Consider the following 24262-nt stretch of genomic DNA (forward strand, 5'->3'; position numbering starts at 1 on the left):
ATCTAGGCCGACTCCACCGCCGGCAGTCGGCCGAGCTTGGCCCGCACCGCATTGGCATAGATGGCAACAGCCTTGGTTCGATACTCAGCCGGAATGCTCGCCATGCGAGCGTCAAATTCGGCGCGTGAAGCCGCTCCCAGATCGCCAAGTTCGGTCAGCACGTCGGCCGGCAGCTTGCGCCAGTCGTCACTGCCGGTTTGCTGCTCGTAGGCCCAGATATTGCTCGGCTGCAGGCGATACTCCTGCACTATCTGCTGGTCAACAGCGGCAGCTACTTCGACTGGTGTTTCGAAGTCGGCGGCCAAGGGCTCACCAAAATGCACATGCACGCGCCCTTTCTGACCGCGGATTCCCATTGCAATGCTTTTCAGATCTTCATATTCAGCTTTAAGGTAATCGCCGTCGCGCTCGCGCAAGGTCAACTCGCGGGCCTTGGCCTCATCGCAGGGATCCCACTCGTAGGAAATCGCTACCGGCACAATACCCAGCGTTTTTATAAAATCAGCGAACGCCTCTTCACCTTTTCGCTGACTCATACACAGCATTTTGATAATGGCTGGCTCCGTGACATCAATACCGTCTTTGGCTCGGCCTTCACGCTGCGCCAGCCAGATCGTGGCCTGCTCCTGCGTGAGAGAGTGACGAATGTAATTGGACAGGGTTTTGTAGGCCGCCAGCATCTGCCGCGGTCCCTTGGCGGAGCGTTTAACGATAAAGCTTTTGTTTAACCGCATCAGGTCAGCAGCAAAGGGCTTGCTCAGCAGATTGTCGCCAATCGCGATGCGTACGGTATCGCCGCCATTGTGGTATAGCGCGTAATTTACAAAGGCCGGATCAAGTGCGATATCGCGATGATTACTGATCAGCAGCCATGGGCGGTTGCGGTCAAGATTATCCAGCCCGGACACGGTGAAGCGGCTGGTGGTGGTCTCGATCATGTCATCCATGTAGAGCTTCACCACTTGTTGAAACTGGCGCACCGTGGCCACGCCACGCAGTTGCCGTTTCAGCACGGTGCGCACCAGCGGCCGCACCAATTTGGGAAACACGCGCTGCAGTCGCGGCAGTCGCAGACCGGCAATCGTGTCCAGCAACTCCTTGTCGTTCAATAACTTGCGCAATACGGGCGCAACTTCATCGTCATTGTACGGTCGAATATCGGCAAAACTGTCCATAAAATTCTGTGCTTTTATATCCCCACCCGGCAGAACAGCCCGCCGCGACAGCGCGCTATTCTACAGCATTCAACGGATGCCCGCCCCGCCAACACCACCGCGCATTTTTGCCACACAAAACTGGCCGTTGCGCACATCGCACCACTGACACACAGGCCGTATGCTTGTCGGGCTGAACAAGACAGTTTCTGGAGCCCATCATGAGCGATCTCGGCTATAAGCCCTTCGACTGCGACAATCACTACTACGAATCCCACGACGCCTTCACCCGGCACGTACCCAAGCACATGCGTCCGCGCTGTGTGCAGTGGGCTGAGATCGAGGGCCGTAAATACCACGTGGTGGGCGGCAAGGTATCCCGCGCGGTTACCAATCCCACCTGGGACCCGATTGCCAAGCCGGGCAGCATTTCGGATTTCTTGCGCGGCAACCCTAACAAACTCAAGCCCGAAGAACTGCTCAGCGACCCGGAGCCCCTGCCCGATTGCTATATCAATCGCGATGCAAGAATCAAAGTGCTGGACGAACAGGGCCTGGACGCCATGTGGCTGTTTCCGACGCTGGGCGTTCTCTACGAAGAGCTGCTGAAGCACGATATCGAAGCAGTACGAACCCAATTTCGCGCGTTTAACCGCTGGCTGGAGGAAGACTGGGGCTGCAACTACCAAAATCGTATTTTCGCATCGCCCTACATATCTCTAGCAGACGTAGATTTCGCCTGCGAAGAGCTGGAATGGGCCCTGAAACAGGGGGCACGTACTGTATGCATGCGCCCCGCCGCCGTGTGGACCGAAAACGGCCCACTGTCGCCATCACACCCGACATTTGATCCCTTCTGGGCACGCGTTAATGAGGCCGGTATTACTGTCGTCGTTCACGCGTCAGATTCGGGCTATACCACCCATGGCTATGTAGACGACGGTTTCAGCACCGGTGGCTCCAATGCATTCAGCTCTTGGGCACCCAATATCAAACACTTTAATATCGAACGCGCAGCCTACGATTTTCTGGTAACACTGTGTTACGAAAAACTGTTTGAACGTTTCCCCAACCTGCGCATTGCGTCCATCGAAAATGGCGCTGAATTTCTGCCGGACCTGGTGCGTAAACTCAAGCAGTCTCGCGACCGCATGGACACCATGGGCTATTACAAGGAAGACCCGGTTGAACTGTTCAAACAGCACGTGTGGATCAACCCATTCTGGGAAGACGATGTCTATGAAGTGGAAGAAATCATGGGGGCCGACCGAGTGATTTTCGGTTCCGACTGGCCGCACATAGAAGGCATGCCAACACCTCTGGACTATGTGCCGGAACTGGCAAAATTTGACGACCTTAAAAAGAAACGCATTCTGCGCGACAACGTGGTGGAGTTAAACGAGCTCAAACCGCTGTAACGACACACCCAGCGGGCGCGAGCCCAGCATACGCAGAAACAAAAAAGGCGCCGCATGGGCGCCTTTTTTTATGATAAGGGTCTATCAGACAACCGTTACGTTGGCAGCCTGCGGGCCTTTGTCACCCTGAACCACTTCAAATTCTACACGCTGACCTTCGGTCAGGGTTTTAAAACCCGAACCCTGAATCGCGCTGAAATGAACGAATACGTCCTTGCCGCCATCTTGCTCCAGAAAACCGAAGCCTTTAGATTCGTTAAACCACTTAACCTGGCCAGTTGCTTTAGACATTGCTTTTTCTCCTCGGCATGTTCACCGAAATGGTACTTGAACTCTGCATACGCAGATTTTGTGTTGACGGTAAGGCGCAGAGATGACTTTGGAAAAACAAGATGAAGATCTTGTACCCGGCCAAGCTCAATTGACTGAGTACAGACAGGCAGGTCGTTCTAAATTGCTTCACAAGTTGCACACTGAGTCTTAGTCAGCACAATCGATTATACGACAAAGTACCTGCGCGTACAGACATTTTGTACTATCACCAAAAACCCTTATTACGGGCCCGAGGGCGCCTCTATATGGGCCGTCAAGGCTTCGCGATCAGCCACTATTATTCGGCCATATGCCAGCTTTACCCAACCGTTTTTTTCGAGCGCTTTCAGCTCTTTGCTAACGCTTTGGCGCGAGGTTCCCAGCAGGCGCCCGAGCTCGTCCTGCGGCAGATGAAAATCAATTTCGATACCGTGTTCGTGAGGGCGGCCGTAATCGTCAGCCAAAGCCAGCAGACGCTTGGCCAAGCGCTGCGACAAAGGCAGCAACATCAGGTCGCTCATACCTTCCATGGCCATTCGTAGCTTACGGCACAATATCTGTACGAACGGCGCGTAGAGTTCGGGCTGGCGCGCCAGCAAATCCTGAATTGCCTGGCGCGGCACCACCAACACCTGACACTCGCCGCAGGCGACAGCATCTGTCAGGCGCGGCAGACCGTCAAAAATGGAAATCTCCCCGAGCCAATCACCGTTTTCGAAGTAGGTGGCGGTAAGTTCCTTGCCTTCACTGGAGGTATTGGAAATACGCACCCGTCCGCGCTCCACGCCAAACAGCCCCGTGGGCTGGTCGCCGCGAGCATAGAGCAGCTCACCATCGTGCAGTCGCCGGCGCTGCGTGTGGCGAGAGAGTTCATCCAGAACACTGCCGGGAAGCTTCGCAAACCAGGCATTGGTCTCCAGGCTCTGGCGAATGGATAAGGCTTGATTCAATTAACGCCCCTGATTGTCAATTCATTGACAGTTTTCTTATAGAAAGGCGCGCAGTATGGTGACACATAGACAGCGCATTGACAGGAGATTGCCATGAGCCAGACAGCGAGTAAACCCGCAGACAACGTCAAAGACCGGGTCACGGCTGAAGAGTGGGAGGCGCGGGTCAACCTGGCGGCGGCCTACCGATTGGTGGCCATGTACGGCTGGGATGATCTTGTGTTTACCCATATTTCATCGCGGGTACCCAACACCGACCATCATTTCCTGATCAACCCTTACGGCATGATGTTCGAAGAGGTCACCGCTTCGTCCCTGGTCAAAATCGACGCCGAGGGCAACAAGATCGACGACTCGCCTTATGACGTCAACCCGGCGGGCTTCACCATACACAGCGCCATTCATGCCGCTCGCGAAGACGCCCACTGTGTCATGCACACCCACTCGCTTAACGGGGTTGCTGTCTCCACCCAGAAGGAAGGTCTGCTGCCCATTTCCCAGCAAGCTACGCTGGTGCTGTCCAATCTGGGTTACCACGACTACGAAGGCATCGCCCTGAACGAGGATGAGAAACCGCGCCTGGTGCAAGACCTTGGGGAAAATGTCTTTCTGATGCTACGCAATCACGGTCTGCTCACGGTTGGCCAGAGCCCGGCTGACGCCTTCCTCGCCATGTATATTTTTGAAGCCGCCTGCATGATTCAGGTGCGCGCGCTGGCAGGCAATCGTGAATTGATACCGGTACAGCAAGATATTCTCGACGGCGTGCGTGAAGCGGCCCAGGTGGTCACACGTGGCATGTTCGGCGGCTTGGCCTGGCCGGGGTTACTGCGCAAACTGCAGCGCCAGAACCCAGGCTACGATCAGTAATTGGCTCGTTTGAACAACGGAGACTTAGTCATGAACAAGCAAACCCTCACCATTCCCGAAGGCGGCTTCACCTCCTTTAAGGAATTCTACCCCTACTATTTGAGTGAGCATGAAGATCGCACCTGCCGACGCCTGCACGTCATCGGCACCACCCTGGTTATTGCCCTGGTGAGTTATGTAGTGGCCACCCAGCACTGGAGCTGGCTGTGGCTGTTACCGCTGATAGGCTACGGTTTTGCCTGGGTTGGCCACTTCTTCTTCGAGAAAAACAAGCCGGCCACCTTTAAAAATCCGCTCTACAGCCTGTGGGGAGACTTTGTTATGTGGAAGGATGTCGTGACGGGCAAGCTCGCCTGGTAAGAGACAAAACCCCGCCAACAAAAACCGGGGGCAACCCCGGTTTCTCAGCCCCGGTTTTTCAGCCCCGTTCAGCCAGCACCCGCTCTACCGTATCAACAATCACCTGAGTCTGGCGATCCACTTCAATGTTGACCCGGTCGCCCTGCCGAAGTAGCGAAAGATTGGTCGCCCTGAGCGTTTCCGGGATCAGGCAGACCGAAAACCGGCCCGTTTTCTGATCCATGGTTGCCACTGTCAGGCTGCATCCGTGCAGACCAATAAAGCCCTTTTTAAACACATACTTGGCCAGCGCCAGCGGCAACTGAAAGGTCATCGTGCAATTATTTTCGGTATGCTCCAGCCCCACCAGTTCAGCGACACCATCGATGTGACCCGACACGATATGACCACCGATTTCCCCTGCCTGCGTAACCGAGCGCTCCACATTCACCGGCTCGTTTTCGCGCAACTGTCCCAGCGTGGTCAGTGACAGGGTTTCCTGCATGGCATCAAAACCCACCTGCGTGCCGTCGATATGAGTCACGGTCATGCACACACCATTAAGCGCAACACTGGCGCCAATCTGCAGCCCGGCAACCAGAGGCTCGTCGAGCTGCATGACCAACTGCCGCAAACCCGGCTTCTCGATAAGGCGCGCCAGAGGAAACGCACCCTGGACGATACCGGTAAACATATAAACTCCTAGTGAGCGACCGTAACAGTCGCGGCAATCATCAATTGGGAAATAAAATACAGCGGCAGACCCCACAGCCGGTTGCCAAACCCCGGCGCCACGAACCGGTTCCTCGCCACCGCCAGATCAGACACCGCAAACGCCAGCGCGCCGGCCGGGATCAGCCAGTTCACCTCACTGATAGCAAAGGCGATACAGACCATCAATGAAATAACCACCACATAGGCCACCACCGCCACGCGGAAGGCTTTGTCGAGATATGGCCACAACCAGCGCAGCACAACAAAGGCCACAATTGCCATTGCTACTATCGCGCCCAGTAGCCGGCCAGCATCCAGCGGCCATTGCCAAAAACCCACCGCATAAGCCAGATGCCCCAGCAGGAACGCCAGCATGCCACCCAGAAACGCAGGCCCCTGACCCGGCGGGATCAACAGCACATCACCTGCCATGCACAGCACCAGCCCCACGAGAATCCACACCCCATAGTCGCTTTCCAGCGCTCCGCTAGCCAGCCCAGCCCAGATAAACGCCAGCGCCGCCAGCGGCTTGAGCAGCCATTCTGCGCGTTTTATACCCTGCCGTTCGAAAACCAGTAACAGGGCGACCGAACCGAGGCACAGTGCCACCGGCAGGGTAAGTACTTGCGGGAACATGGTTTTTTCCTCGCGTTAAAAAACTTGGGGGTTACGTAAATATTGTTTACCATGACACCGGTTATAACAAGCCATAATAAGGATCTCATTCGTGTCAAATACGCTCGGCAAAATCGCTACCCTCGCATTCTGGATCGCCGCCGTTATCAACCTGATCACCCCGTTTGGTGCCGCTGCCCCTTGGATTACCGGGATTGCCGCTGCGCTACTGGTCGCCCACAGTATTGAATGCATCTATTTTCGCAAACAGATTCAGGCAGACCCCAACCACTCCGCGTTGGCTGGCACCATTCTGGTGCTCCTGTACGGTGTGCTGCATAGTGGTCAGTGGTTGAACAAATCCAAAGCCTGATTCGCCCCACCAGCAATGGAGAAGACCGCAACAGACTGGTAGGATTGCGCCTTTCCGGACATATGTGTGTTGAGGCGACCCATGAAGCGAGTTGTATTCAATCAAAAAGGCGGCGTAGGCAAAACCAGCATCACGTGCAATCTTGCCGCCATCAGCGCTTGGAAAGGCTACAAAACCCTGGTTATCGACCTGGACGTGCAGGGCAACAGCAGCGAGTACCTGATTGGCGACCAGTTCAAAGAGCTAACCGATAACGCCGCCGATTTTTTCCGGCAAAAACTATCGTTCTTCGGCAAGGGCAAGGAACCCCGGGACTTCATCTACAATACAGAGTTCGAAAACCTGTTTTTGATGCCATCCAACCCAGAACTGGCTAGCATCGAGCGCGATCTGGAATCGCGCCACAAAATCTACAAGCTGCGTGATGCCCTGGAAAATCTGGCGGACGAATACCAGCATATTTATATCGACACCCCACCCGCCCTGAATTTCTATAGTCGCTCTGCGCTGATCGCCGCCGACTCGTTATTGATTCCCTTTGACTGCGACAGCTTTTCTGCGGGCGCCCTGATGAACCTGCTCGACACGGTGGCGGAGATCAGGGAAGACCACAACCCGAAACTGTCGCTCGAGGGTGTGGTGGTCAACCAATTCCAGGCCCTCGCCTCGCTACCGCAACAACTTACTGAAGAGCTGACCGACATGGGGCTGCCATTGTTCGACACCTATCTGAGCAGCTCGGTCAAAATGAAAGAGTCACGCACCCGTCAAACGCCGCTGATCTATATGGCGCAATCGCACAAACTGACGCAACAGCTGCTGGCGATTCACAGCGACCTGGAAGAGAACAGCAAAAAGCAGTCAAAAAAGAAAAGCGCCTAAATTTACGAAGATAAAAAAGCCCGCAGCAAAGCGGGCTTTTTTATGGGTGTACTAGCGACCAGCGTGGTCGCCCGCATGCTTGCTAACGCGGCACCAGGCTAACGGTAGATTCACGCTGAATACGCATCATACCCAAACCAAAGTTGGCCACATCCGCGTCCACTTCCATTCGATACGCGAGCTCATCCTTGGGCGCATTTAACAGTTTCTGTATCAACGACAGACCGCTGAGCAGATTCAACTCGACGGGCACGGTGAAACTCACGCTGTCATTGGCTCCAATCTCCAGCTTTTCTGTGCGTTTGCCAAAGGCCACTTCCGTGTCTTCCAGAAAAATTCGGTAATTGAGCGTATTGATATTCAGCCCAAAACCATTGGTGTTACGCACCCGAACACCAATATTCAAGGTCTGCGTAAATCCACGACTGGGTTGCAGAGACAACGATGTAACCGATATTTCGGGCTTGGCGGTATCGCGCAACAGCGCACAACCGCTGCCCAAAACCATCAGAAACACAAGAATAAAAAAACCGCTCGCCTTGGCGAGCGGTTGCTGAAGGAGTAAAGCCATGGATTAGTTTCCGGTGGGGATCAGGCTCAGTTCAACGCGACGGTTCTGTGAGCGACCGGCGGCCGAATCATTGGAAGCAATCGGGTCACGTGGTCCCATGCCCGCAGTGCGCACGCGGTCAGCTGCAACGCCGCTGTTCAGGAAAAAGCGGGCGACGCTATCAGCACGTTGCTCTGACAACTTCTGGTTGTGTTCGAAGCTGCCGGTAGAATCGGTGTAACCGTTGATCTGCAGCAGGGTTTTGTCGTATTCCTTGACCACTTGAACAACGCTGTTCAGCACGTCAGTAAAGGAAGGCTGCAGTGAAGAGCTATTGGTGGCAAAGGTGATGTTGCCCGGCATGATCAACTTGATGGTGTCGCCAATGCGCTCTACGCGAACACCCGTAGCTTCAAGCTGCTGACGCAGTTTGGCTTCTTGGGTATCCATGTAGTAACCGGTGCCAGCACCAATCGCCGCACCCGCCAGAGCGCCCTGCTTGATCGCTTTGTTCTTGTCTTTACCCGCTGTAGCCGCGCCGATAGCAGCACCGGCCAATGCGCCTATACCAGCACCTTTTGCGGTATTACTGGTTTTCTTCTCACCAGTGTACGGGTCGATGGTACAACCTGCCACGACCAGAGCAAGCGCTACGCTTGCGATACGAACAGACCATGTTGCTTTCATTTAGGGATCCCCTGTGTGTATAAAAATTACAGCTTGTGAGTGTAGATTCTGTGACGCCTATAATTCTGTGTACTAATGCCGTTTTTTCTGTCGCCCTCAGGGTACACCCGGGGGCAGCCATTGTCCGTCACTATCAGCATCGATGTATACCGGATTACTCACCGCCACCGGCTGCAGCCCCGGAAACAGCTTTTGGTAGACCCGACCAGCCTCTCCGGAAACTTCCACAACCGCCACGCTATCACGCTTTACATGAACGATTTCTGAATAATCCTGCCCCGGAACAATACTGCGCTCAAGATATGTGCGGCCGTTCACGTAGAGCCGCAGCGTGCTGACATCTACCCAGGGCACTGCATCAACACGAATGGTCAGCGCAATCGACCCGCCCTGCAGCTCCTGCCCCATGGCGTTATCGCCGTTGTGGGTGATCGACAACAGGGGGCCACTGGTCAGAAAAAGTTCGCCCGCGCGCACTGCCCTGACCAGTGCAGTCTCCGGGGAGCTCTCAGCGTCAGCCGCAAGTTTTACGTAATTGCGCGGTACCGAGACTACCTCGTCCATACCGTGTGAATCGCTGTTGCCGGTAGCGCGAATGCGGTAACCCTGATTGAGCAGCGACAGCCAGTCGCGCAGCGCTATCGGAAAAGCATCCATTTCAGCGCCGTTGAGAATTTCCATGGCGTCAAAGTCGATATCGCGAAAACCACTACTGGCGGGCTCCAGCAGGGAATGATTGCGCGGATGGGTCAGTGGCAACACCGGCTCAAAGGGCTTGGCCTGCGACAGGTGATTGAAATAGGAGAGGTCACTGTCAATCGCATCCTGCGAGCGCGGGTGATTGAGCTGAAAAATCGCGCCCGGGTAGCGATAACGGGTATCGGTAATCAGATCGCGTAAGCGCCGGTCTTCAACCCGTGGCGCGCCACCGGCAAACAGCTCATTGCGTTCCGCCACCGGAAAAATATTGCTGTGTCCCAGCGAAGTGGGGGCCACCGGGGTACGCGCCATCCCGGTCAGCTCTGAGCCGGTAATCAGGGTAATGGGGGTATCGAGCGCCAGCGACGCAAGCGCTTCACGCCCATCAACAATACGGTTATGTTCGCTCAACACCAGCAGTTTGGCGTCTTGGGCGGCAAAGGTACGAAAACGCTCGGTTAGCGGCAGCGTGGAATCAAAACTCTGGCCCGCATGCACGTGAAAATCTGCCGACACCCAATCACTCTCCAGCAGCCGCTGCGGAGCGTCTATTTCCAGGGATGTCACTTCACCCGGCTTAAGCTCTAGCCGAGTAGTTGTCACGGAGTGCTCAAGCCCCCGCGACGCGAGCACTTCATACTCACCCGGCGGTAGAAATACCACGCGGGGATCAGATCTCACGCCGGCGAGCGATACGCTGTTGCTCACTAGCGAGTGCTCCACCGGCTGGCCCTTATTGCGAAAGTTGAGCAAGTCGTCGCCCAGGCGCGGTGTTGGCGTATTGCCAAGCCCGAAAAAACTGAGCTTCATCGCTTTGCCCGCAGGCAAGCGCAGTTCGGTACGCTCGCGAAATACGACCGCACCAAGATCGGTATCACCAGCAATTCGCTGATTTAGCTCAACCGTTTCACCCCAGGGACTGCGCGCTACTACCCTCGCTTTCATCAATTCTTTCGGCAGTGTCAGCGAAAATTCACCCGGATACTCCACCCGGCGCTGACTCACCGAACGACCATCGTCGGCAAATACTTCCAGTGAAACCGGTGCCGTATTCACACTGCCGCGCAAGGTCGGGCCCTGATAGATCTGATCGGTCGCGGCAGCAACATCAGCAGCGGCGCCAACGAGCATTCGAAAGTGAACCACCATCCGCTCGCCAACTTTCAGATCCATCAGCTGGCTCTGCAGCATCTGCATCATGCCTAGCTTTTCGCTGCCCAGCCACAATGGCCGCGTCATCCAGCCGTGCAGGCTGTAATCTGGCAGCGTAACCAGGAACTGGGGCAATCGATGATCAACACCGTCGCGATCTGTCAGGTAGGCCGAGGCCAGTTGTACACCGTAACTCAGTGGCGCAGGCTCCACGTGACTGCCCACCAGAATATTCCAGTCTGCCGGCATCATCCCTGCCGTCAGCGAAAACATGCTGTGCCGATCAACGTAGGGGTGGTCAAAGCCAATACTGTAATTGGGTGCTATGGTCGACAGGGTGTAGGGGGTTAATGCGCGGTGAGGGTATAGTGTGAGCAAGCCACTCAGCCGCACTGGGCGTCCGGGAGCCAGCCGCTCTACCTCCACCCATAATGATAGCGCCGAGGGGTCAGATTCGCTAAATACGTAGCGCAGTGTCTGACGCAAACCGCCGTCTTCACCCACCACCACAACTTCAGCCTTCGAGGCGCCCGACTTGGCCAGAATTTCACTGGCGCGAATCGCTTTTTCCTTGGCCAATCCAGTCAGCAGATTGGCATAGGTCCACTGATCGTCATCGCGGCCACAGAATCCAAAGTCGATCAAACTGCCGCCACCGGCGACGATTCCAGCGTCGTGTTCGACATCGCTGATCGCAGCACACAGAGTGCCGTTGGTCAGCCACCAGTCGCCGCGACCGGCGATGGCATCCACGCCACCGCGCGCCGCCGACGCCATATTGGCTGCGTCCAGCTGAAACGCGGCGTAGTCAGCACCTGCGGGGGATGCGATGCCAGCCCAAACTAAAGTCACAGCGCACAAAGAGCGCCATTTACCTAGCGTTATGCTTTTCACAAACACTCCCCAGGCACCAGCAGCCTCAGGCCACCAATAACCTTAGGCGCCCATCACAAAAATGCAGATCACACTACCCAGTGCAACCAGATAAGCCAGGGAGCGCAAGGCATCTTTGTCCGCAAGATAAAAAATGGCGTGGAACACGCGGGCAACAACAAATATCAGCGCGATACTGGCCAGTTTTTCTTGGGGTACGCCTGCAATATAAGAGGCAAGGAGAGCAGCGGAAAACAGAATCAATGCTTCCCAAGCATTCTGCTGGGCAGCAAAAGCACGGGAAACAATACCGGTCGCCTGCGCATACTGTAGCCGCGGATTTTTATTGTCCGCTTTACCGAGTTCTTTGTGCCGCAAGAAGCCGCCAGTAAAGGCTAGCAGTGTTGGAATAAGTGCCGTCGCGAACAAACACCACAGAGCAGTCGTCATGAATTTACCTTCTTTGCTTATATTGTGATTATTGTGGCGCAGCCCTATGCGGCTGCCCTAGTTATTATTCACGTCTACCCTGACCTCTGCAATCTCGCGCGGCAAAGTGTTCAACAAAAAGTCACGATTGCCGCGTCTCACTGCCGGATCTTCAGCAAAATGGCTCTCAAAGAAGCTAGACACCGCAAGCTGATTAAGCCAATGCTGGCGCACCGGATTCATCCCAACAGGCAAGGGGTCCATTTCACACAAAGGTGGCGCATCAATTGCCGCCACACCCTCTTCGGGCGTGCCAATCAGGTGGTACCAGGTGTCCTCGCTAGACGCATCGATATTGGACTTCACCTGGTCACACCCCAGTTTGTCGGGATTGCGCATGAAACGCAGCATTTTTGCCATGTCGGCGAAGCCAGTGTGGCTGGCATCTTCAATAGTCACCAGAATTGCACCAGGCACTAACAGAGTCGGTAGCGCATTGGCCCGGTAATCAACGAGCGCATCAATTGGCGAAGCAATCATCATGTAGGGAAGCTGGCGATGGCTGTAAAACAATTCAGTGAACGGGAAGCTGGGACCAGCAATCGACACCGCGGCGTCAATGCGCGGATCGCGAAAACGCGGATGAAATGCCGCCATGGTTGTTGTCATACCGCCCAGCGACAACCCAAAAGCACCGATACGTGTTTCATCAACCGCTCCTTCAAACAGATTGCCCTGGTCGCGGTGCCAGCTTGTAAAGTGATCCAGCAAGAAACTGACGTCGCCAGGCTGGTTTACAACGTCCACCACATAGGGCTGATCCGGTGCCGAATAGTTTGTCAGCGGATAGTCCATCGCCGCCACGATATAACCTTTACTCACCATATGTTCTGCCAGGTAAGCGCCGCCAGTGCGCATCGACATAAAACCGTGACTATAGATAAGCAAAGGTAAGGGCTTCGCCGCCGGACGTCCTTCACGCAACAAATCTGACGGATACCAGATGCGAGTTTTCAGCTCACGAGAATCGCTACCCTCAAAATTACCGTGAGCCTGACTGGGGCGCGTGGTATCGGTTAGGGTCACGTCGTAGTAAGCCACCGTGTGCGGACCGTCATGCAAGCGTTTCGCGCTCTCCAGCGCCGGATCGAGCGGCTCAGGCCGCTTGGCAAAAGTCAGCACCAGACCCGTTACGACCAACAACGCAACAATAACCAGCAGAACACGTTTCACAGGCTTCCCTCTTGAATGAACATCTCCATCGATCGCGTACCCTACCACGAAAAAACCGGGGTCGTAGTGAGTATTTTTTAATCCCTTCGCCTCAGTTTTTTCAGCATAAAAAGGGTATTCGTAAACTCAGGTGGATTGGCTTTGGTTTGGATGTTCGATTCCCTCCCTCCCGTTGGCAGAAGGACAGAACGGGGGGGTGCTGCCGCATGGGTATCGCACGACACCACGCCGTGTTGAAACGCTTCAATTGCCACTCGACATTGCGATAAGACATAAAAAAGGGCGGTGACAGCCGCGCGCCGTCACCGCCCAAAGATTGTTCGCTGCTACCCGGCGATTACTTCTCTACAAACGCACGCTCAATCACATACTCGCCAAGATAGCCATTGCGCGATTCTTTAAACCCTCGCTCATCCAGTAGCGCTGTCATGTCTTTTAACATGCCGGGGCTACCACACAACATAAAGCGATCGTCGTCCTTGTTGGGCGCGGGCAAGCCGATGGCGTCGAACAACGCGCCGCTAGCAAGTAGATCCGTCAAGCGCCCTTGATTGCGAAACGGCTCGCGAGTAACCGTGGGAAAATAAATCAGCTTTTCCTGCACCTGCTCACCAAAAAACGCGTTCTGCGGCAGTTCGTCAGTCAAAAAATCTGCGTACGCCAACTCACTGGCATAGCGCACCCCGTGACAGAGAATGATGCGGTCAAAGCGCTCATACACTTCCGGGTCTTTGACAATACTCATAAACGGCGCCAGCCCTGTGCCGGTGGCAAACATATACAGGTTTCGGCCCGGCAGCAGATGGTCTGCCACCAAAGTGCCGGTCGGCTTACGGCTGACAAAGATTTCATCCCCAACGTTGATATTCTGCAAGCGCGAGGTGAGCGGGCCGTCAGGCACCTTGATACTGAGAAACTCCAGCTCTTCGTCATAATTGGCGCTGACAATGCTGTAGGCCCGCAACAGGGGCTTGCCCTCAACGGGCAGGCCAATCATAACGAAATGACCATTTTCGAAACGCAGCCCGGTATCGCGGCTGGTTTTGAAACTGAACAGTCGCTCGTTCCAGTGATGTATGTCGGTGACGCGTTCGGTTGCCAAGGTTGTCATGGCGCAAAACTCACTGTTAGCCAAATGTGAGGCCACTATAGACCCGCGGCTAAACATCGGTAAAATGGGTTATTCAAATATGACTTATCGATTTTACAGATTATGCGCTATACCCTTCGCCAACTAGAGGTTTTCCTTGCGGCTGCCCACTACGAAAATATCACCCGCGCAGCCAGCCATCTTGCGATGAGCCAGTCTGCAGCCAGCGGCGCGCTGAAAGAGCTGGAGCAGCAATTCGACGTGCAGTTATTCGACCGGGTTGGTAAGCGCTTACAAATTAATGAGCTCGGCCGCGCTGTGCGACCTCAGGCCGAAGCACTGCTGGAGCAGGCGACAGCCTTCGAACAGGCGCTGACCCGGCACACCGACATTGGCCAGATCAAGGTGGGTGCCACGCTCACTATCGGCAACTATCTCGCGGTCGGCATTGTTGCCCGTTACATGGCCGAACAACCGGGCGCACGGGTGCAATTGGAGGTGGCCAATACCGAGCACATCACCAACAAAGTGCTGGATTTCGAATTGGATATCGGTCTGATAGAGGGGGATTTTCACCACCCGGACCTGGATATTATCCCTTGGCGCAAGGACGAGCTCGTGGTGTTCTGCAGCCCCCAACACGCATTTGCCAGTGGCCAACGGGTTAGTGACCGCTCGCTTCTGGCCGAACCCTGGATCTTGCGGGAAACCGGATCCGGTACGCGCCAAGCTTTTGATCGGGCGATGCACGGCCTGTTACCACAGCTCAATATTGCCCTTGAACTCCAACACACCGAGGCAATTAAGCGCGCCGTGGAGGCCAATCTAGGTCTGGGCTGCCTCTCTGCGATCACGCTGGAAGATGCCTTTCGCAGCGGGCGCCTCAAGCCCGTGCGCACCACCGCCAAAGATTTTGGCCGCCACTTCTATTTCGTGCTTCACAAGCAGAAATATCGCAGTGCCGGCATTCAACGCTGGCTCGATCTTTGCCGTGGCTAACGCGACAGGTAAGCTACCGAAAATTCAACCAACCCAATAAGGACGCATTATGATCACCCCCCTCTACGCAGGCCTCTGTGGCATTCTCCTACTGGCGCTGTCTTCGCGCGTGGTCAACGCCCGACGGACCCACAAAGTAGGCTTTGGAGACGGCGGCAACGCCGAACTGCAACGCACCATTCGCGTTCAGGCCAACTTCACCGAATACGTACCACTGACCCTGCTGCTGATTCTGTTGACCGAAATGAATGGCAACAGTGCGGCACTGGTGCATAGCTTGGGTATCACGCTGGTAGTTTCGCGCGTATTGCATGCCGCCGGGCTGAGCAGCACGTCCGGGGTCAGCACCGCCCGCTTTCTTGGTACGCTGGGGTCCTGGCTGACCCTGGCCATCGCCAGCTCGGTACTGCTGATGGATTCACTGCCGCAGTAACCGTTATCCATGATCGGCCCGCGCACGCGCAGCGTACAAGGGCCAAACTCTGGTGGAAGCCCCCATGAAAGTGCTATTCGTGATCATCAACATACTTGGAGGCATCGCCGTTTTAGGCAGCTACGGCTACGGTTTTAGCGCTTACCCGGAGTCGGTGGAAGCGTTGTGGGGCGAGGTGCCGCAGCACCTCCTCGGTCTGTATACTATCAATATGGTGCTGGCGGCCGCCGGCTACCTTCTGGTTTTTGCCTACGCGCTGCTGAAAGTGCCCGCGAACACGCGCACCTCCAGTGGCGGCCTGTTGTTTGAGCGCCTGAATGCACTGTATTTCCTTATTCTGTTCTGCTCCGCACTGTGGATGCCGCTGAGCTTCGCCCTGCTGGACGCGCCAAACGCAGATCTGTGGTGGAGCATTCGCGCCGTCCTGTTTGGTACCGGTTTCAGCGCATTACTGGTGGGTTACGAGCTCTATCGACACGCCCCTGAACGCGGCACCTTTCTGACACTTGCCCTTTGCGGGTATGTATTCTTCTGCTTTCAGACCGCCGTATTAGATGCGCTGGTCTGGCCCTGGTTCTTCCCGATCTGAAGCCCACGCACTTACGCCGACCTATTCGGACATCACTCCCAGCACTTTAGCCTTGGCAAGCTCAAATTCTTCGTCCGTCAACGCGCCACTTTCTCGCAATTCCTGCAATCGCTGAAGCTTCTCTACGGTGTCGTCAAGGCCCGGCAATAACGGGTCAGCCGGCGCATTCTTATCCACCAGCCCCAACCACTCGCCCACCTTGCGCAAAACCAGCATCGCGCCACGCCACAATTTGGGCAGCATCCAGATTAACAACAGCACAAACAGCACCAGCAGAATCAGAAACAGCACCGGGTGATTCAGCGCCGTCCACAAGCCAGCAAACACGGCCACGTCTTCAGTAACCGACGCCCCCCAGTTTGTGAAAGGTTCCGGCGACGTGTTGATCAGCACCCGGGAGCTGGCTTTCGCTGCATGAGTAACCGACGTGAGAGAACCGCCGAGAATACCGGCAGCCACCTGCAGCGCCGGTGTTACATCGCCCACACTGCCCGCCGCCAACATAGCACCTGCCGGTATCCGCACAAAGGTATGCAGCGAATCCCAGGCGGTATCGACACCTGGGGTTTTGTCTGCAAAAAACTCAACGCCATACATCAAGCCAGCTGCCATGATCACCATAGGGTCCTGCAACACTTCAAGCGCTGGCGGCAAATCCAAATTACCGGTACTGCCAGCGAAGCCCAGCACCAAGATCGCCGCATACAGGTTCAGGCCTGAAGCCCAGGCCACCCCCATACTGAGGGAAATCAGGCTAATGATCTGTTCATATTCATTCACAGTGATACTCCCTTCAGCGCCTTAGCTGGTTAGTCATTCAGGCTTTATAGATGAGCCGGTTGCGCACGCGAAGCCGCCACACACAGGGCAAAAGAGACCCACTCAAAAACCAGCGCCCCAATGGTATACACACTCCAGTCACTGCTGAATACAGCGCTTAACAGCCTAGTTGAGCCAAGGCCACCCAAGACCATGAGCTGTACAAACAATACTTTATCCAAGTAAACCACGCGGAAAAATCCCAGCAGCGCAGACAGGCCCACCGCAATTTGAACCCCGCCATACATGGCGCGCAGCTCTGTTACACCTTCGGGCCTAACCGCCTCCAGCCCCGCCACCGGGCCCAGAAACTCTGGGAAGAACAGGCAATACATGCCGTAAGGCGTCCAGGCAATAGCCAAGAAAAACAATAGGATACGAACCCACATACTCACTTTCTCCGGTTGAGTTTTACGGCAGTTTCCATAATCTGCCGCTTGTCATTGATCTCGATTTGACCCCATTCAGACTACAGGCGCCATCGCCATGCGATGGTACACTGTGCAGCCGAAGTAAACTGTTTACCGTTTCTTATGTCGACTACAGCATCAGACCGCAATTTCCAGGCACAATTCCCCGAAAACCCATACTACGGCTCGGGCAGCTACCGACGCCATATTCGGCTCAGCCAGCAAGCAGGGGCCGTGCTGGCGGAATTGGAAGACGACTGCCATGGCTTTCGCGTGCATCTGCAACACGATGGCCGTCAGGTTACCGCAATCACTGCTGAAACCCTGCGCATCCCCTATAACACCTGCGCCAGCGCAACAGAGCCTCTGCAAGCAATGGTCGGCGTCACGCTGGGCAGCGAGCCCAAAACCGTCATTGCCCAGGTAAACCCGTTTAGCAATTGCACTCACCTGTTTGATCTAACCGTGCTGGCCATTGCGCACGCCGTCAGAAGTGAGCCTGAACGCTTGTACGCCGTTGAGGTTACCGACGAAAAAGACGGCCAACCTGCCGATGCCAGAGTATGGCTAAACGGCGAAGAAATGCTGCATTTGAAAACCTTCCAATGGCAGATAATCGCGCCCCGCGAGTTAAGCGACAAACCGTTGTTCAAGGGCTTTGCCGCTTGGGCCAGCGAGTATTTCTCCGGTGACCTGCGCGAAGCGGCTTTTGTACTTCAAAAAGGCTACTTCGTATCCTCTGCGCGCCGCCACGATGCCAAAGCGATGGAAGGCATGCGCGGTGACGACACACCTTATATACCGGGGGCCTGCCATACCTATACCGAGGGTCGCGTGCAGCAGGCGGTAAGACTGCCCAATTCACGCCGGGATTTCACCGATACCCCGGAGCAGCTGCTCAAGTTCAAATAACGTGCCCTGACACCGCATTCCCCGGCAGTATAAGACTCTAACGATATAGGTAAATCTACGGATTAATACGCCCGCGGATTTTGCGTAACCTTTAATTCAGTGCTCATCCACGGTCTTAGCACAACGAACCCCCTCTTCAGCACCCACTTGGGTGCTTTTTTTTGCCTGTCGTAAATGCACGTGCTTCAACAATCGCCATATGGTGCTCTCTTCGTTCGCTAGCAAACGCCCCCTGCTCCTCTGGGAGACGGTGTAGGAGGCGTTTTAAGCATCTAAACTAAAGCCTATCCAACTGAATTTGTGAAGAAGCATTTTTTTTGCCTGAACACGGTGGTACTTGTGCGGAAAACCCTATTAACGACAACCGTTTATCGTTATGCTCAGCGAACATAATGAGCACAGAGGCTGGCGTGGAAAAACAGGCTATCGGCTGGCGAGAATGGGTGGAACTGCCCGATCTTCACTTGGGCAAAATCAAGGCAAAAATCGATACCGGGGCCCGCAGCTCCTCCATTCACGCATTTGACATTGAACCTTTTGAGAAGGATGGCGAACAGTGGGTTCGATTTGCCATACACCCCCAGCAGCATAGCGATGACGAGGTAGTTCAGTGTGAGGCGCCGATAAAAGATTATCGCAGCATCACCGATTCTGGCGGCCACAAAACCATGCGCTATATTATTGAGACGCCATTCAAAATCGGCAACGACACGTTCCTGGCCGAACTGTCACTGTTTAATCGGTCCAATATGCTGTTTCGCATGCTGGTTGGCCGTACCGCTCTGAAAGGGCGGTATCTGGTAGACCCTGCACGATCCTACTGTCTCAGCACAGCACCTACACAGGATGTTCCACACGGGACCAAGGAGTCCAACAAATGAAAATCGGTATTCTGTCGCGCAACCGCAGATTGTATTCCACCGCGCGACTGGTGGAAGCCGCCAAACAGCGCGGGCACGAAGTACACGTGCTCGACACCTTGAAGTGCTACATGGAGCTGAGTTCAGACCAACCCTCCATCTGGTACAAAGGCACCAAGCTTGAAGGCTACGACGCGGTTATCCCCCGTATCGGCGCTTCCATCACCCAGTACGGGCAGGCGGTTATTCGTCAGTTTGAAATGACCGGTGTATACAGCCTGGTCGAATCGGTGGCTCTGGTGCGCTCGCGCGACAAACTGCGCTCGCTGCAGCTGCTGTCACGCAAAAAAGTGGGCATGCCGCGCACGAGCTTTGCCCATGAGGTGCACAACACCAAAGAGCTTATGAAACTGGTCAATGGTGCACCGCTGGTGGTGAAACTATTGTCTGGCACCCAAGGTAAAGGGGTGGTGTTGGCGGAAACCATCAAGGCTGCCGAATCGGTTATTGATGCCTTCCGTGAGCTCAAAGCGGATTTCCTGGTGCAGGAATTTATCAAGGAAGCCGGTGGTTCTGACGTGCGCTGTCTGGTTATCGGCAACAAGGTTGTGGCGGCCATGCAACGTACCGCGCAAGACGGGGAATTTCGTTCCAACCTGCACCGTGGCGGTGTCGCACAGCTCACCAAACTGACGCCCTCCGAGCGTGCAACTGCCGTCAAAGCAGCAAAAATCATGGGGTTGAATGTCGCAGGCGTAGACTTGCTGCGTTCCGCGCGCGGGCCACTGGTGATGGAAGTAAACTCTTCACCCGGTCTGGAAGGCATTGAAAACGCCACCAACAAAGATGTGGCCGGCGCCATCATCGAATTTATCGAAAACAATGCCGAGCCGTCTAAAACACGCACTCGCGGACAAGGCTAACGTGGTCGCAGATAAATTTGATATAGCCCCCGGCAGCGGAGAAGTTATTCGGCTGCCGGTCGCTCGCCTTTACACCCACAACGATCTCTCCATTGAAGTACAGGCTGTACGCGGCAAGCGCAACGGGCCCACACTCTTTGTCAGTGCCGCTATTCACGGCGACGAGATCAATGGGGTGGAAATTGTTCGCCGCCTGCTGCAACACCCAGCCATGAAAAACCTGCGCGGCACGCTGTTGGCGATCCCCATCGTCAACGTACACGGCTTTCTCAACAACTCCCGCTACCTGCCTGACGGTCGCGACCTGAATCGCTCCTTTCCCGGTTCCGCAAAAGGCTCACTGGCGGGCCGGGTTGCCCACACGTTTATGAACGACATTGTGGCCCACTGCACTCACGGCATTGATCTGCATACTGGCGCCCGACACCGCGGCAACCTGCCGCAGATTCGCGCCGATATGAACAACCCCGCTACCGCTGACATGGCGAAAGTCTTTGGCGTGCCGGCTGTTTTGCACTCTCGGGTGCGCGACGGCTCACTACGAGAAGTGGCGGCGGATATCAACATCCCGGTAATCACTTACGAAGCAGGCGAAGCACTGCGCTTTGATGAAGTAGCTATTCGCGCTGGCGTAAAGGGCGTGATTAATGTGATGCGTCACATCAATATGCTGCCACCGTCACGTAGCAAACGCAGCAAGCCAACGCCGATCATTTCCGAAGAATCCTACTGGGTGCGGGCATCCGAAAGCGGCATCTTGCGCGCGCTAGTGCCCAACGGCGCCAGAGTCTCCAAGGGCGATATTGTCGCGATGGTCTCCGACCCTTTTGGCAGTAAAAGTCAGGAAATCACTGCACCCAGCGACGGCATTATTATCGGCCGCACCTACTTGCCGCTGGTGCATGAAGGCGAAGCCCTGTTTCATATTGCCAAATACAGCACTGAGATCGATCGGGTTTTATCGCGGGTAGAGGCCTTTCATGAACTCCACGAACCGGATACCGAAAAGTATCCGCCCAGTGAAGTGGATGAGCCGCCAATCTATTAGGTATTGCATGTGTTTTCGCCGGTGACCGCAGGCTCATCCATAATCAGGTAAAAGCCCGCCTCACCGGCAGGTTCGTTTCGCAGCAGTCCTCGGCTTACGAACGCTTTTTCCGCGCCACCAACAGAAACTCGCGATTACCGTCGCCACCCTCAATCGGGCTATCTAAGTAATCGATAATCTCTAGCCCCGCCGCCCGCGCACAGTCACAAACTTCCTGCTTCACCACCGCGTAGCGAGACGTGTCACGAACCAGCCCACCTTTGCCTATGTATTCGCGCCCAACCTCAAACTGGGGCTTCACCAGCGACACCAGCCACCCATCAGGCTTCATCAAGGCAGGCAGGCCCGGCAAAATTTTGGTCTGGGAAATAAAAGACACATCCATCACCGCCAGATCAAAACCATCTGGCGCATGCTGCAACAACGACTGCGGCAGATCGCGCGCATTGATACCTTCGTAATTAACCACGCGTGCATCGCTGCGAATTTTTTCGGCCAGCTGGTCGTGCCCAACATCGACGCACACTACCTGATCGATACCGGCCTGCAACAGACAATCAGTAAAGCCGCCGGTAGAGGCACCAACATCCAGCGCCACACCGCGCACCGGGAAAAATGCCTTTTCCAGAACCGCCGCGAGTTTTAAGCCGCCGCGCGACACAAACCGGTCCAGCGCATCGCGCTGCACGGAAAATGCCGTATCCGCCTCAAACTTCTGGCTGGCTTTCGTTACCACCACCGCAGCCGCCGACACCTTGCCTTCGCTTATCCAGCGCTGGGCCTGCGCGCGCGATTCCGCCACACCCTGCTCCACCAGTAACACATCTGCCCGCTTAAGGCCCATTGAGCATTACCCGTGTAGCCAGCTGGATTTCCCGCAAGAATCCGGTCAACGATGCAATCAGAAAGCCCATCGCCAGTATAAACAGCGCCGCCACAACCGTGCCGCTGTGCCAACCCATCACCGCATTGATAAACAGGCTCGCTATCACCACGCACACCAACAAGGCACTGCCGGTACTGAAGCCAATGGCCCGATGCACTACCCGACCCCGCTTGGTCAGCGTTTTCAGTTCCTGAGTAATCGCCAGCGCGCGCTCATCCGTAGCGTGCTCTAGACGCTGATGCAGGGCACGGCTGCGGTCAATAATCCGCGCCAGTCGGCCAGTCAACACATTGAGAATGCCGCCAATCCCCGCCAGCAGGAAAACCGGCGCCACCGCTTGCTGTATGGCATGCGTTATCACATTCAATTCGGCAGCCATGATCAGCTCGCAAACGTCAGCAGATTGAAAAACGCTTTCGCCGGATCACTGTCACAGCGAGCTCCCACCGGCGTGCCGGCCACCAGCGGTGAATCCCACTGACACGTGGACGGCTGAATCTGATTCCAGTCCATCACAATCTTGCGGTGGCTGAATCGCCACTGACCAGCGCGCTGCTCGTACTTGTCGAGATAACGCCCGCCGATAATGATTTCCACATCATTGCCTTGCTCGTCTTTCGTCAGATGGTACGACACCATCGTCACCTCACCCTCCGCACGATCGCCTTCCACTGCTATCAGATGGTTCTGCACCATATGAGAGGTCACTGTCATCGTCTCCAGCATCGACGGCAACCACTCCAGATAGCCCGCGGCACTCCCGCAGTACATCGGAGAATGATCGTCGGTAGCATCATCGTGGTAAAGCGCCGCTAACGCCGCGTAATCTCGTCGATCAATCGCCCGGCAATAGCGCAGTACCAGATCGCGAATGGCCTCTTTGGCGAGCAGAGTCTCCAGTGTCATATTCCCACCCTAAAGTAATCACAAGTGCGCATGGTACCACTGCGCCGGGCCTCTGCCCCTCCTGCAAAAACATGAAAAAAAATGTCGCGGCCTGTCGAATTCAGACATTGCCATTCGACTATAAGATAAACCAGTCCATAGGAGACAACGAGATGCCCTAGCATAGATGGCATACACACCCTGACTATTGCCGCCTTTCTGAATGCAACTCACCCTGACCACACCAAACAATTGATTGCTAAAGCGCTGCGAGATTCCGAGGCATTGAAAGTTTCGTTAGTTGCAGAAGAATCCGGTGAAATTGTTGCGCATGTGGCACTGTCGCCGGTGACGGATCACTCGACGGGTTAGTTTGGGCTGGGGCCAATATCGGTTGAGCCTAGCAAACAGAGCCAGGGAATTGGCGCTAGGTTAATGAAGCGCGCCTTAGCGGAGTTCAAAAGCCTGAAGGCTAATGGTTGTGTATGGTTGGGCGACCCCGGCTATTACCACCGCATTGGCTTCAGACCGGTAGATGGTTTGGTATTGCCGGATGAGTAAGGCAATCGTTAACGCGGCAATGGTTCTCACAGTAATAGGTAGCAAAATCTGCCACTTTAGCCGGCCGGGCTTGCTGCTTATTCGGCCTGGTTAATCAAGCCGCCTATACTGACCACCAATAGACCAAGCCCGCCCGCCCATACAGAGCAGGCTATCAGGTCATAGCGCGTGTACCGAGCCGCCGGCAATCCACTGATGCCGGTAAGCAGCGGCACAACGCTTCGTACTGCGGGTATCAGGCGACCGAGAATAATGGATAGCTCACCGTGCTTTGTCAGTAGCTGTTCAGTCTTGTCTAGCCGACTGGCATAGCGCTGCGCGAACCGGGTGTGATGAAATGCGGGCCCTGCGCGGCGCCCCAGAAAGTAGCCGATATGATCTGCACTCGTGGCGCCCAGAAAGGCCAACGGCAGCATTTGATAGAGAGTGGCAATACCCTGTGTGTAAAGCATGGTACAGACGCTGAGCAATATGGCGCCGGACACAAATAACCCTATACCAACACTTGCCTCCAAAAAGGCGATGGCAGGCACCAATAGCAATACATAATCGCCATAGCGATCAGCCCACTCAAGAAAGATATCACCAATCACGAAA

General features: G+C 55.3%; 30 protein-coding genes. 13 read left to right on the forward strand and 17 right to left on the reverse strand.

Annotated features, from left to right (window positions below):
• Window positions 1-2: 2 nt before the first annotated feature.
• The gene (locus tag AC222A_RS08345) at window positions 3-1175 is read right to left on the reverse strand and encodes a 1-acyl-sn-glycerol-3-phosphate acyltransferase (RefSeq protein ID WP_372747713.1); all 1173 of its coding nucleotides are present in this window, start codon (window positions 1173-1175) and stop codon (window positions 3-5) included.
• Window positions 1176-1375: 200 nt separating this feature from the next.
• On the opposite strand from AC222A_RS08345, the gene AC222A_RS08350 reads away from it, so the two are divergent.
• On the forward strand, window positions 1376-2572 hold the full coding sequence (locus AC222A_RS08350) for an amidohydrolase family protein (RefSeq protein ID WP_372747714.1): 1197 nt from the start codon (window positions 1376-1378) through the stop codon (window positions 2570-2572).
• Between the two features lie 84 nt (window positions 2573-2656).
• Here the strand turns inward: AC222A_RS08350 and cspE are convergent, their stop codons facing one another.
• Both cspE and AC222A_RS08360 read right to left on the reverse strand, forming a co-directional pair.
• Window positions 2657-2863 (reverse strand): transcription antiterminator/RNA stability regulator CspE, encoded by a 207-nt coding sequence (gene cspE / locus AC222A_RS08355; RefSeq protein WP_372747715.1) that lies wholly within the window; start codon window positions 2861-2863, stop codon window positions 2657-2659.
• A 263-nt stretch (window positions 2864-3126) separates the two neighbouring features.
• On the reverse strand, window positions 3127-3834 hold the full coding sequence (locus AC222A_RS08360) for a Crp/Fnr family transcriptional regulator (protein ID WP_372747716.1): 708 nt from the start codon (window positions 3832-3834) through the stop codon (window positions 3127-3129).
• Window positions 3835-3927: 93 nt separating this feature from the next.
• Here AC222A_RS08360 and AC222A_RS08365 point away from each other — a divergent pair, with 93 nt between their 5' ends.
• Together AC222A_RS08365 and AC222A_RS08370 are read left to right on the forward strand one after the other, a co-directional pair.
• Window positions 3928-4704 (forward strand): class II aldolase/adducin family protein, encoded by a 777-nt coding sequence (locus tag AC222A_RS08365; protein ID WP_372747717.1) that lies wholly within the window; start codon window positions 3928-3930, stop codon window positions 4702-4704.
• A gap of 30 nt (window positions 4705-4734) precedes the next feature.
• Complete coding sequence (locus AC222A_RS08370; protein ID WP_372747718.1) at window positions 4735-5064, forward strand: Mpo1-like protein; 330 nt, start codon at window positions 4735-4737, stop codon at window positions 5062-5064.
• A 58-nt stretch (window positions 5065-5122) separates the two neighbouring features.
• On the opposite strand, the gene AC222A_RS08375 is transcribed toward AC222A_RS08370, so the two are convergent.
• Window positions 5123-5737 (reverse strand): riboflavin synthase subunit alpha, encoded by a 615-nt coding sequence (locus AC222A_RS08375; protein WP_372747719.1) that lies wholly within the window; start codon window positions 5735-5737, stop codon window positions 5123-5125.
• Between the two features lie 8 nt (window positions 5738-5745).
• On the reverse strand, window positions 5746-6393 hold the full coding sequence (locus AC222A_RS08380; protein ID WP_372747720.1) for a lysoplasmalogenase: 648 nt from the start codon (window positions 6391-6393) through the stop codon (window positions 5746-5748).
• 91 nt (window positions 6394-6484) lie between these two features.
• On the opposite strand from AC222A_RS08380, the gene AC222A_RS08385 reads away from it, so the two are divergent.
• Window positions 6485-6745, forward strand: coding sequence for a DUF1145 domain-containing protein (locus AC222A_RS08385; protein WP_372747721.1), 261 nt, complete (start codon window positions 6485-6487; stop codon window positions 6743-6745).
• A gap of 81 nt (window positions 6746-6826) precedes the next feature.
• Window positions 6827-7627, forward strand: a complete 801-nt coding sequence (locus tag AC222A_RS08390) for a ParA family protein (protein WP_372747722.1) — start codon at window positions 6827-6829, stop codon at window positions 7625-7627.
• Between the two features lie 82 nt (window positions 7628-7709).
• Here the strand turns inward: AC222A_RS08390 and AC222A_RS08395 are convergent, their stop codons facing one another.
• The 6 genes from AC222A_RS08395 to AC222A_RS08420 form a co-directional block, all read right to left on the reverse strand.
• A complete protein-coding gene (locus AC222A_RS08395) occupies window positions 7710-8198 on the reverse strand; it encodes an LEA/WHy family protein (RefSeq protein WP_372747723.1) in 489 nt (162 codons plus the stop codon).
• A gap of 3 nt (window positions 8199-8201) precedes the next feature.
• Entirely contained in the window at window positions 8202-8864 is a 663-nt protein-coding gene (locus AC222A_RS08400; RefSeq protein WP_372747724.1) for a YiaD family glycine zipper/OmpA-like lipoprotein, read from the reverse strand.
• A 96-nt stretch (window positions 8865-8960) separates the two neighbouring features.
• Window positions 8961-11609, reverse strand: a complete 2649-nt coding sequence (locus tag AC222A_RS08405) for a CehA/McbA family metallohydrolase (protein WP_372799293.1) — start codon at window positions 11607-11609, stop codon at window positions 8961-8963.
• Window positions 11610-11651: 42 nt separating this feature from the next.
• Entirely contained in the window at window positions 11652-12038 is a 387-nt protein-coding gene (locus AC222A_RS08410; protein WP_372750577.1) for an MAPEG family protein, read from the reverse strand.
• 57 nt (window positions 12039-12095) lie between these two features.
• Window positions 12096-13250: an alpha/beta hydrolase family protein gene (locus tag AC222A_RS08415; protein ID WP_372750576.1), complete on the reverse strand. Its 1155-nt coding sequence runs from the start codon at window positions 13248-13250 to the stop codon at window positions 12096-12098.
• A 337-nt stretch (window positions 13251-13587) separates the two neighbouring features.
• Window positions 13588-14361 (reverse strand): ferredoxin--NADP reductase, encoded by a 774-nt coding sequence (locus AC222A_RS08420; protein ID WP_372781028.1) that lies wholly within the window; start codon window positions 14359-14361, stop codon window positions 13588-13590.
• Window positions 14362-14463: 102 nt separating this feature from the next.
• Between AC222A_RS08420 and AC222A_RS08425 the strand changes: the two genes are divergently transcribed.
• The 3 genes from AC222A_RS08425 to AC222A_RS08435 all read left to right on the forward strand — a co-directional run bounded on the left by AC222A_RS08425 (window position 14464) and on the right by AC222A_RS08435 (window position 16361).
• Window positions 14464-15339 carry a LysR family transcriptional regulator gene (locus AC222A_RS08425; protein ID WP_372748486.1) on the forward strand — a complete coding sequence of 292 codons (876 nt, stop codon included), beginning with the start codon at window positions 14464-14466 and terminating at the stop codon, window positions 15337-15339.
• Between the two features lie 49 nt (window positions 15340-15388).
• On the forward strand, window positions 15389-15772 hold the full coding sequence (locus tag AC222A_RS08430) for an MAPEG family protein (RefSeq protein ID WP_372748485.1): 384 nt from the start codon (window positions 15389-15391) through the stop codon (window positions 15770-15772).
• 64 nt (window positions 15773-15836) lie between these two features.
• On the forward strand, window positions 15837-16361 hold the full coding sequence (locus AC222A_RS08435) for a hypothetical protein (protein ID WP_486774850.1): 525 nt from the start codon (window positions 15837-15839) through the stop codon (window positions 16359-16361).
• A gap of 21 nt (window positions 16362-16382) precedes the next feature.
• Here AC222A_RS08435 and AC222A_RS08440 read toward each other — a convergent pair whose 3' ends face one another.
• Both AC222A_RS08440 and AC222A_RS08445 read right to left on the reverse strand, forming a co-directional pair.
• A complete protein-coding gene (locus AC222A_RS08440) occupies window positions 16383-17141 on the reverse strand; it encodes a DUF4126 family protein (protein ID WP_372748483.1) in 759 nt (252 codons plus the stop codon).
• 44 nt (window positions 17142-17185) lie between these two features.
• Window positions 17186-17569, reverse strand: a complete 384-nt coding sequence (locus AC222A_RS08445; protein ID WP_372748482.1) for a DUF4345 family protein — start codon at window positions 17567-17569, stop codon at window positions 17186-17188.
• A 144-nt stretch (window positions 17570-17713) separates the two neighbouring features.
• Here AC222A_RS08445 and AC222A_RS08450 point away from each other — a divergent pair, with 144 nt between their 5' ends.
• The 4 genes from AC222A_RS08450 (at window position 17714) to AC222A_RS08465 (ending at window position 21333) form a co-directional block, all read left to right on the forward strand.
• Window positions 17714-18502, forward strand: a complete 789-nt coding sequence (locus AC222A_RS08450; RefSeq protein ID WP_372748481.1) for a DUF2889 domain-containing protein — start codon at window positions 17714-17716, stop codon at window positions 18500-18502.
• 392 nt (window positions 18503-18894) lie between these two features.
• A complete protein-coding gene (locus AC222A_RS08455) occupies window positions 18895-19383 on the forward strand; it encodes an ATP-dependent zinc protease family protein (protein ID WP_372748480.1) in 489 nt (162 codons plus the stop codon).
• On the forward strand, window positions 19380-20285 hold the full coding sequence (rimK, locus tag AC222A_RS08460; protein ID WP_372748479.1) for a 30S ribosomal protein S6--L-glutamate ligase: 906 nt from the start codon (window positions 19380-19382) through the stop codon (window positions 20283-20285). The genes AC222A_RS08455 and rimK overlap by 4 nt, the downstream gene beginning before the upstream one ends.
• A complete protein-coding gene (locus AC222A_RS08465; RefSeq protein ID WP_372758394.1) occupies window positions 20245-21333 on the forward strand; it encodes a succinylglutamate desuccinylase/aspartoacylase family protein in 1089 nt (362 codons plus the stop codon). Before rimK ends, AC222A_RS08465 begins: the two co-directional genes overlap by 41 nt.
• Window positions 21334-21427: 94 nt before the next feature.
• Here the strand turns inward: AC222A_RS08465 and AC222A_RS08470 are convergent, their stop codons facing one another.
• Genes AC222A_RS08470 through AC222A_RS08480 form a run of 3 tightly spaced genes read right to left on the reverse strand, consistent with a single transcriptional unit; the run spans window position 21428 to window position 23125 of the window.
• Window positions 21428-22177, reverse strand: coding sequence for a TlyA family RNA methyltransferase (locus AC222A_RS08470; protein ID WP_372748477.1), 750 nt, complete (start codon window positions 22175-22177; stop codon window positions 21428-21430).
• A complete protein-coding gene (locus AC222A_RS08475) occupies window positions 22167-22598 on the reverse strand; it encodes a DUF2721 domain-containing protein (protein ID WP_372748476.1) in 432 nt (143 codons plus the stop codon). The genes AC222A_RS08470 and AC222A_RS08475 overlap by 11 nt, the downstream gene beginning before the upstream one ends.
• A gap of 2 nt (window positions 22599-22600) precedes the next feature.
• Complete coding sequence (locus tag AC222A_RS08480; protein WP_372748475.1) at window positions 22601-23125, reverse strand: nuclear transport factor 2 family protein; 525 nt, start codon at window positions 23123-23125, stop codon at window positions 22601-22603.
• A gap of 366 nt (window positions 23126-23491) precedes the next feature.
• Between AC222A_RS08480 and AC222A_RS08485 the strand changes: the two genes are divergently transcribed.
• A complete protein-coding gene (locus AC222A_RS08485; RefSeq protein ID WP_486774852.1) occupies window positions 23492-23665 on the forward strand; it encodes a GNAT family N-acetyltransferase in 174 nt (57 codons plus the stop codon).
• Between the two features lie 77 nt (window positions 23666-23742).
• Here the strand turns inward: AC222A_RS08485 and AC222A_RS08490 are convergent, their stop codons facing one another.
• Window positions 23743-24258 (reverse strand): DedA family protein, encoded by a 516-nt coding sequence (locus AC222A_RS08490; RefSeq protein WP_372783729.1) that lies wholly within the window; start codon window positions 24256-24258, stop codon window positions 23743-23745.
• Window positions 24259-24262: the final 4 nt, after the last annotated feature.

It is taken from the genome of Litorivivens sp. (genome assembly GCF_057445395.1).